General features: G+C 46.4%; 4 protein-coding genes. All 4 read right to left on the bottom strand.

Annotated elements, in window-relative coordinates; genetic code table 11:
* Positions 1–80: 80 nt before the first annotated feature.
* Positions 81–1,784, bottom strand: a complete 1,704-nt coding sequence (locus tag CAG69_RS03250; RefSeq protein WP_161442699.1) for a chitinase — start codon at positions 1,782–1,784, stop codon at positions 81–83.
* Positions 1,785–1,996: 212 nt separating this feature from the next.
* The gene (locus tag CAG69_RS03255) at positions 1,997–3,520 is read right to left on the bottom strand and encodes a Na+/H+ antiporter NhaC family protein (RefSeq protein WP_161442701.1); all 1,524 of its coding nucleotides are present in this window, start codon (positions 3,518–3,520) and stop codon (positions 1,997–1,999) included.
* Positions 3,521–3,685: 165 nt separating this feature from the next.
* The gene (guaA, locus tag CAG69_RS03260; protein WP_161442703.1) at positions 3,686–5,239 is read right to left on the bottom strand and encodes a glutamine-hydrolyzing GMP synthase; all 1,554 of its coding nucleotides are present in this window, start codon (positions 5,237–5,239) and stop codon (positions 3,686–3,688) included.
* A gap of 99 nt (positions 5,240–5,338) precedes the next feature.
* Positions 5,339–6,805, bottom strand: a complete 1,467-nt coding sequence (gene guaB, locus CAG69_RS03265) for an IMP dehydrogenase (RefSeq protein ID WP_005391524.1) — start codon at positions 6,803–6,805, stop codon at positions 5,339–5,341.
* Between the last annotated feature and the right edge of the window lie 120 nt (positions 6,806–6,925).

A 6,925-nucleotide genomic window follows, 5' to 3' on the forward strand; every position in this document is an offset into this window, starting at 1 on the left:
AAATAAGCAACCGCTCAAATAAAAAAAGACCCCGCTAAAAAGCAGAGTCTTTATAGATGGTTAGACTACTTTTCAATCAACTACAGGCAAGAGATCTCGTCCCAGAACCAGTTACTTTGCGTTGGGCTTTCCCACACTCCAGGGCCGTTTTTTGCGACAAAGCATTTGTTTTGGTACGTCACTTTATCGCCGTTAGCGACTTGCGTTACGCCCGGCTCCCACTGAATAAAATTACCTGTCACTGGTGGTTCTGGCTCGGTTACTGGTGGCTCCGGTTCTGTGACGGGCGGCTCTGGCTCAGTCACTGGTGGTTCAGGTTCCGTTGTAGGCGGCTCTGTCGGAGTGCCTGAGACCAGCTTCCACGGGTCGCCTTTCGTTGGCTCATTACCTTGTGACCACCATTTCGCTTCGTAAACAGCACCTTGGTAAGAGACTTGATCACCAGTGTTGTACACTTTGCTTGCATCCCAAGCTGCCACGCCACCTACAGGCGGATCGATCGGATCTACAGGATCTAACTTGTCAACCACACGAACTTCAGGCCAACCCGCATGAGATTGGTAGAAGTTAGTTACGCACTTCTCGTAATCACCCGCAACTAGCGCAGAGTAAGCCGTTTGGAAACCAACCAACTCACATTCAAACGAATGGCCTCCAGGGCGATCTGAGTAGTATTTCCAGTTACCATCCCAGTTGGTGTAAAGCACGTCTGTCGCACCATTTAGGTTCAGACTGCCGTAAGGCGTCTGCTGCCAACAAGTATTTGTTTCATCAGCTTCAATTGGAATTTGATAATGGGCGGCAAGACCTTCCCAATAACGAATACGGTTAACAGGTTGACCTTTAGCCTTGTTTTGCTCACCACACTCAATACCACCATTGATCACGTTGATGGTGGTACCAAAGCCGTAACCAATGCCAGCATCAAGCTCACGCTGTGAAGGCACCCAAGTACGGTCAATCACATGCAGCATTGCAGGTTTCGGTGCTTGTGGAGTTAGGAAGAACCAGATAGCCGATGCTAAGTTCAACCATGAATCCGCAACCAAGCCTGGATTTTTTAGCAATACAGATGCATCACCATCAAACATCACTTCAGAGAACGCGCCATAGTTAAAATGGTAAGAAAGCTGTTTAGCACCACGTCCAAAGTAACCTTGTCCTGGTTCACATGGCCAACGCTTGTTTTGCCAGTCATTCTGACCACAACCTGTCGTGTAACCTTCTTGACCTTCTGACCAGCCCATTTCACGCACATGAACCAAAGCTTGCTGCCACTCTTCCAATCCAAGAGGGTTATCCGATACGTTATCAATCGAAATATGACCACCAGTTTCCTGCGCAAAGTGAGAAAAGGCTGTCACGATCGATTTTTTACAAATCGCATCCGAATCTCGACCATCCGTATACTCACCACAGAATGCAGGGAACTTACCAATTGCACGTAGGAAACGCGTGTAAGTGTATTCAGGTGCCGCCATTTGAGTCAGGAAGTCCCACTCACTTTCAGGGAACACACGCTCTACACGCTTCACGTTTTCTGGATTGGTTGCCGCTCCTGGAACAATCGCCTCCACCACTGAGTTCGGGCGCGTCTCTAATGCTTGTGACCAAATGGCATACATAGGGTCAGAGGTTTTGCTTTGCTCTACGGCTTGAACGTCACCACGAGCAATGACATAACCGTTTGGATTCTGCGGATCGGGCTGGATATTCATACTCGCATTCGCTTGTGCAGCTAGGACACAACTCAATGCAAGAGGAAGATGTTTGAGTGCAAACATGTCTAGTCTCCGGATTTTAACAATACAATATACAAGGAATAACTAGACATATAGTGGATCATATATACAAAACGCCGAGCTAAGTGCGTTGATTCTGCGAGACAAAATGAATAAATAAGTCCTCGCACACATTTTGTCACAAGAAAAATGTTACCTTGACTCAAAAGAAAAGCGGAGACCCAATGAGCCTCCGCTTTATGATATTTCTATCTTTATTGTTCTGCCGAAACCACGTCTAGCTTCGCGGTTGATTTTTGTTTAGACAACACAAAATAAACCACACACTGAGCAACAATAGCGGCAAGCACAATCACTGGCGAGGCGTTGATTCCAGCTAAAAGGAAACACCCTAATGCAATCATTCCATTGAGTAATGCGTAAGGCAACTGTGTACGGAAGTGCTCATACTGCTCACACCCCGCCCCTGTCGACGACAAAATCGTCGTTTCAGAGATTGGAGAACAGTGGTCGCCAAACAGACCACCAGATAACACCGCACCAATACAAACCAACAAAGGAGCGTCAATCGCAACAGCGGTTGGGATCACTAATGGCATCATGATGGCGAACGTTCCCCACGACGATCCCGTCGCGAACGAGATAATACCAGCAAGCAAAAAGGCAACCGCTGGCAATAGCCAATAAGGGAAACCCGCTTGAGCTTGTTCAGCAATGTATGCTGCCGCGCCCAGCTCTTTCCCAACAGAGCTAAGCGCCCAAGCCAATACCAAGATAACCGCAACCGACATCATGTTTGACATGCCTTTCAGGTAGGCTTGGATACCATCGGAAAGCTTTCTGACGCCATAAAACGCCATCAGCGCAATTAAAGTGAAGGCGGCGAAGAAGTATGCAGAAGACAGCGCAGCCCTAAACGTTGAGCCCGCCACTTTTTGAAAAGGAAAACCGTGTGGTACGAGGATGGTACATAGGACCACCAGCATAACGAGCAAAGGCGCCCATACAAAACTAGATTTTGCATTTTTATGCGTAAACACATTCATGGACTCCTGCACTTTCCCAAAGTCGGAGCCCTGTTCTGCTAGTTGTTCAGCCTTCGCCATCGGTCCGAAGTCTAATTTGAAGAAAGAGACAATCGGCACAATCGCGATCGCAAGAAAGGCGTAAAACTGATACGGGATCGCACCAATGAAAGCATCCCAATCACTCATACTGACATTCAAGGCAGTAAACTCTTTTTGAATCAACCCCATGATGTAAACACCCCATCCGATAAAAGGAATCAAGATTGCGACCGGAGAGGAAGTCGAATCGATAATAAAAGCTAATTTTTGGCGTGATACTTTTAACTTATCAAATAAAGGGCGAAAAACAGGGCCAACAATCAGTGGTGTACCAAGGTCTGAGAAGAAAATAACCACACCACCGAACCATGCGGACAGTTGAGCTTGGCACTTACTCTCCACCCATTGAGTGACCTTTTTAGCAAACGCCACACCACCGCCAGATTTCTCCATCAAGGCAACAAAGCCACCAATAAAGACCAAGAGCAAAATAACGCCCGCATTGTAGCTGTCAGTTAATTGCGGCAGTAGATAGCTTTTCATCAATGCACTAAACGAGTCTAGTGGCCCTTTTTCGACAAATGTCCCTTCAAGCATAGCGACACCACTCACCACACCGGCGAATAAACCAACGACGACATTTCGTGTAGTCAGCGCGAGAAAGAGAGTAATAAGGATGGGAATGAGAGAGGTAACGTCAGCCTGTTCCATAGCAATACCATTTATGATAATCAAACAATCAAAATGAATATATATTTAATTTAACCGCATGTATATATCTCTCACAAAAAAGTTGAACCACCTCTTCACAAACTTGAAGTACAAAAAAACCAGCCCGAAGGCTGGTTCTTATAAACTCAACAGTCTAGAGGAAAATTATTCCCACTCGATTGTCGCTGGTGGCTTACCAGAAATGTCGTAAACAACACGAGAAATGCCATCAACTTCGTTGATAATACGGTTAGATACCTTACCTAGGAAGTCGTATGGTAGATGCGCCCAGTGTGCCGTCATAAAGTCGATGGTTTCTACTGCACGCAGTGATACAACCCAGTCGTATTTACGGCCATCACCCATTACACCTACAGAGCGAACTGGTAGGAATACCGTGAACGCTTGAGATACTTTGTCATATAGGTCTGCAGCGTGAAGCTCTTCAATGAAGATAGCATCAGCACGACGTAGCAAGTCACAGTATTCTTTCTTGATTTCACCAAGAACACGAACACCTAGACCAGGACCTGGGAATGGGTGGCGGTAAAGCATGTTATAAGGCAGGCCTAGCTCTAGACCAATCTTACGTACTTCATCTTTGAACAGCTCACGTAGTGGCTCAACAAGACCCATTTCCATTTCATCTGGTAGACCGCCCACGTTGTGGTGCGATTTGATTACGTGCGCTTTACCAGTCTTAGATGCCGCAGACTCGATTACATCAGGGTAAATCGTACCTTGAGCTAGCCATTTCGCGTTTTTCAGCTTCTTAGACTCTTCATCGAATACATCTACGAATACGTGACCGATAGTCTTACGCTTCTCTTCTGGGTCAGACTTGCCTTTCAGAGCTTCAAGGAAACGATCTTCTGCATCAACTTTAATAATGTTTAGGCCGAACTTATCGCCAAACATATCCATCACTTGTTGGCCTTCGTTTAAACGAAGTAGACCGTTATCGACAAATACACACGTTAGCTTGTCGCCAATTGCGCGGTGCACTAGCATCGCAACAACAGATGAATCCACACCACCAGATAAGCCTAGGATAACTTCGTCGTCACCCACTTGCTCTTTAATGCGAGCAACCGCGTCTTCGATGATAGATTCCGATGTCCATAGACGCTCACAGCCACATACGCCAAGAACAAAGTTCTCAAGCATTTGTAGGCCACCTTTTGTGTGTGTCACTTCTGGGTGGAACTGAACGCCGTAGTATTTCTTCTCTTCGTTCGCCATCGCAGCGTAAGGACAAGTGTCTGTCTCACCAACTTTTACGAAATCGGCTGGGATCTCTACTACTTTGTCGCCGTGGCTCATCCAAACGTCTTGAGTTGCTTCAAGATCTTTAAATAAGGCACATTCACCAGAAACTTTAACCTGAGCGTAGCCAAACTCACGTTCGTTAGAGCCTGCTACTTTGCCACCTAGTTGTTCCGCCATAGTTTGCATGCCGTAACATACGCCAAGTACAGGAACACCAGAATCAAACACATATTGAGGCGCGCGTGGAGAGTTCTCTTCCGTTACGCTTTCTGGACCGCCAGATAGGATAATGCCATCTGGGTTGAATTCGCGAATATCCGCTTCTTCTACATCCCAGCTCCATAGTTCACAGTAAACGCCGATTTCACGTACGCGGCGTGCTACTAATTGAGTGTACTGAGAACCGAAGTCCAAGATCAGAATACGTTGGTCATGGATATTTTTAGTCATTTTGAGCAGTCTTTTTAAGGCTAAGTGATTAAAACCGAGGCGAGTGTACTCGCCTCTTCTTAATGCTTCAAGGAAAAAGCAAACGTTTTCGTTAGGTAATTAGTTCCCTAGACGGTAGTTCGGCGCTTCCTTAGTAATTTGAACATCGTGTACATGAGACTCTTGCATACCTGCACCAGAGATACGTACAAATTCAGCTTTCGTACGCATATCTTCGATAGTTGCAGAACCAGTTAGACCCATGCTTGAACGTAGACCACCCATTTGTTGGTGTACGATCTCTTTTAGACGGCCTTTGTATGCGATACGACCTTCGATACCTTCTGGTACTAGCTTGTCCGCTGCGTTGTCAGACTGGAAGTAACGGTCAGAAGAACCTTGAGACATTGCACCAAGAGAACCCATGCCACGGTAAGACTTGTAAGAACGGCCGTTGTATAGAATCACTTCACCCGGCGCTTCTTCAGTACCTGCAAACATAGAACCAACCATCACACATGATGCGCCCGCTACGATTGCTTTACAGATATCACCAGAGAAACGGATACCACCGTCAGCGATAACTGGAATACCATAATCATTAGCCACTTCTGCCGCATCTGCGATTGCAGTGATTTGTGGAACCCCCACACCCGTTACAATACGAGTTGTACAGATAGAACCAGGGCCGATACCAACTTTCACTGCGCTTACGCCAGCTTCGATTAGTGCTTTAGCACCAGCACCTGTTGCTACGTTACCACCGATGATGTCTAGATCTGGGTAAGCTGCACGTGTTTCACGAATGCGGCTTAGAACACCTTCAGAATGACCGTGTGAAGAGTCGATAAGTAGAACGTCAACGCCAGCTTCAACTAGTGCAGCAACTCGCTCTTCGTTACCAGCACCAGCACCAACTGCTGCGCCAACACGTAGGCGACCACGCTCATCTTTACATGCGTTTGGTTTACGTTCTGCTTTGTGGAAGTCTTTCGCAGTAATCATACCGGTTAGTTGGAACTCATCATTCACAACCAATACTTTCTCTACGCGAGCTTCGTGCATTTTCTCTTGCACTTCTTCTCGTGTTGCACCTTCTTTAACTGCTGCCAACTTCTCCTTTGGCGTCATTACTGAAGATACTTTCTTAGAAAGGTCCGTCACAAAACGAACGTCACGACCAGTGATAATACCAACAAGCTCATTGCTCTCAGTGACAACAGGGAAACCTGCAAAACCATGCTTTTCAGTGAGTGCAACAACATCAGCGATGGTCGCGTCAGGGTTTACTGTAACCGCGTCAGTCACCATACCAGCTTCGAACTTCTTAACTTTACGAACTTCGGCTGCCTGCTGCTCAATAGACATGTTCTTGTGGATAAAGCCAATGCCACCCTCTTGCGCTAGCGCGATCGCTAGACGAGCTTCAGTAACAGTGTCCATAGACGCTGAAATCATTGGGATGTTTAGGGTGATGTTCTTAGTTAGCTGAGTGCGAAGATCAGCTGTGTTTGGGAGAACGGTGGAGTGTGCTGGCACAAGTAGTACGTCATCGAATGTCAGCGCTTCTTTGGCAATTCTTAGCATTTGCAATATCTCACAATTAGAGGAGTAAAAAGAACAATCCAATCTCATCGTTTCGCATAATGAGGGTAACCTGTGTTAGCAACAAGCTACATTTGGATTAGATATTGCGGAGGGATTATA

The organism is Vibrio sp. V43_P6S15P86 (assembly GCF_009904725.1).
Classification (GTDB): Bacteria; Pseudomonadota; Gammaproteobacteria; order Enterobacterales; family Vibrionaceae; genus Vibrio; species Vibrio diabolicus.